General features: G+C 34.5%; 2 protein-coding genes and 1 pseudogene. 1 reads left to right on the forward strand and 2 read right to left on the reverse strand.

Features of this window, described 5'->3' with window-relative positions; translation table 11 throughout:
* A pseudogene (locus tag CBG25_RS03080) lies at positions 1–629 on the reverse strand (hypothetical protein); the annotation flags it as partial.
* 3 nt (positions 630–632) lie between these two features.
* Entirely contained in the window at positions 633–1,301 is a 669-nt protein-coding gene (gene folE, locus CBG25_RS03085; RefSeq protein WP_290604443.1) for a GTP cyclohydrolase I FolE, read from the reverse strand.
* A gap of 392 nt (positions 1,302–1,693) precedes the next feature.
* Between folE and CBG25_RS03090 the strand changes: the two genes are divergently transcribed.
* Positions 1,694–1,963, forward strand: a complete 270-nt coding sequence (locus tag CBG25_RS03090) for a hypothetical protein (RefSeq protein ID WP_290604444.1) — start codon at positions 1,694–1,696, stop codon at positions 1,961–1,963.
* The last annotated feature ends 68 nt before the right edge of the window (positions 1,964–2,031 follow it).

Raw genomic sequence — 2,031 nt, forward strand, 5'->3', positions numbered from 1 at the left:
AATAACTGCCAACCATAATGGATCACTATCATAATTAATCTTTGTGCTACCGATTCAGCCCGATATAAGAACGCTTTCCATCCGCCCGCTATTTTAATGTTGATCTCATTAGTAAAATCATTTTCTGCTGGATACCAAAATGACGAAGCATCAGTAAAATAACTAAAACTGCCAAAAATAATTAAGCCGGATAAATAAATAACAATAGATTGATAATAGAGCTGCCTAGTGTTATTAAAATGAATAAATTTTATTGCCAATAGCCCCGTCAAAGCATAAGGCAATAGAATATCCCCATCCCATAACCCAATGCCATGCAGCAGACCAATAATAGCCAACACAAACAGACGAATTTGATTCCAATATAAACCCTGCTTAGACAAAAATTCAAAGCTTGCACCAAATAACAAACTAAAAATTGCCAGAAATTTTCCCAGCACAAAAATATTCAAAAATACCCAGCACCAAATATCGCCGGCTGTTGTGCTAGCAATATAAACTGGATTCACATAAGCTAATTCAGGTAGCGCAAAAGCAAAAATATTAACCAGCAAAATTGCAAAAATAGCGCTTGCACGCAGCAGATCAATTTGTTCAATCCGCTGCCGTCTGGCTTTAATAACAAACATTAATTAGCGGTAGCGCAGGCGAGAAATATTGCGTAAAAACTCCTGACGGGTATTTTGACTTGATTTAAATAAACCACCTAGCGAGGTTGTCATAGCGCTGCTGCTTACATCACGAACGCCTCTGGCTTTCACACAATAATGAACAGCATCAATTGAAACCGCGACATTACTTGTACCTAATAAAGTTTGTAGCGCAATTAAAATCTGCTGGGTCAAACGCTCCTGAACTTGTGGCCGTTCAGAAAAAAATTGAACAATACGATTAATTTTAGATAAACCAATCACTTTATCCTTTGGAATATAGGCCACAGTCGCCTTACCATCGATAGTGACAAAATGATGCTCACAAACACTAGTTAACGTAATATCGCGAACCGTTACCATTTCGTCGAAATCCATTTTATTTTCGATCAAAGTAATTTTAGGAAAGTTATTATAATCGAGGCCTGAGAAAATTTCGTCAACATACATTTTAGCAACGCGCTTAGGTGTTTCCGCTAAGCTATCATCTTTAAGATCGAGATTAAGTAAACGCATAATTTCAATCATGTGCCCTTCAATCTGTTGTTTACGCTCATTTGAGGAAAGAGATTGACCGCAAAGAGGGGTTTCAAGACCACGTGCTTCTAGTGCTTTACGAACAAGATGCGCTTCTTGACTGAGCGATGACATGCATTTCTCCAACAATAAAATTCAACATTAATTTAACTAAACATTCAAAAAATGGATACCATTATCCCATTACAATAGCCTATCCTAACAAAATATTTTTTACATCGCGCTAATTTTCATATCAGAGTCATTATTTATTCTTTTTTTTCTGTTCATTTATATCAAAACATCAATTTATATTACTATAAATAATCGATTTACTGACTATACCCTCATTTTAAACCGATTGAATTGCGACTAAATATTTTATCAAAAAAAATGAGCATGTTAGCTAGCAAAATTGATTGCTTTAATATCACAACACAATAAACTAGTTGCTGAATAGAGACTTGCATTTTTTGTCACGCTATTGAGAATAAAAAGAGGTTTAACTTAGAGAATAAAGGTTTGAAATGATCAACAAAGAGCGGCTGTTACCAGATAATCGTTTATGTAAAGCAATCATTGGATTATCAGTCGAAGAATTGAAAAATTTAGCCGCTGAATTTTCAGCTTGTTATTTGATTTATCGGAAAAAGAATCGAAAAGATCACGAGCGGCAGATGGGTGCAGGGCAGAAAGGATTTATCCCAACCCCACTAGATAAACTGCTTTTTATTTTATTGTACACGAGTTTCGCACCAATAAAAAAACGCTCTATTTTTAAGTTTAATTCAGCATGATATATAAATAGTCAAAACCTTATAAATCAAATACAACTTATTGTAATTTAAGAAAATTTATGTTTTTT

This window comes from Arsenophonus sp. ENCA, from assembly GCF_002287155.1.
Lineage (GTDB): Bacteria > Pseudomonadota > Gammaproteobacteria > Enterobacterales > Enterobacteriaceae > Arsenophonus > Arsenophonus nilaparvatae.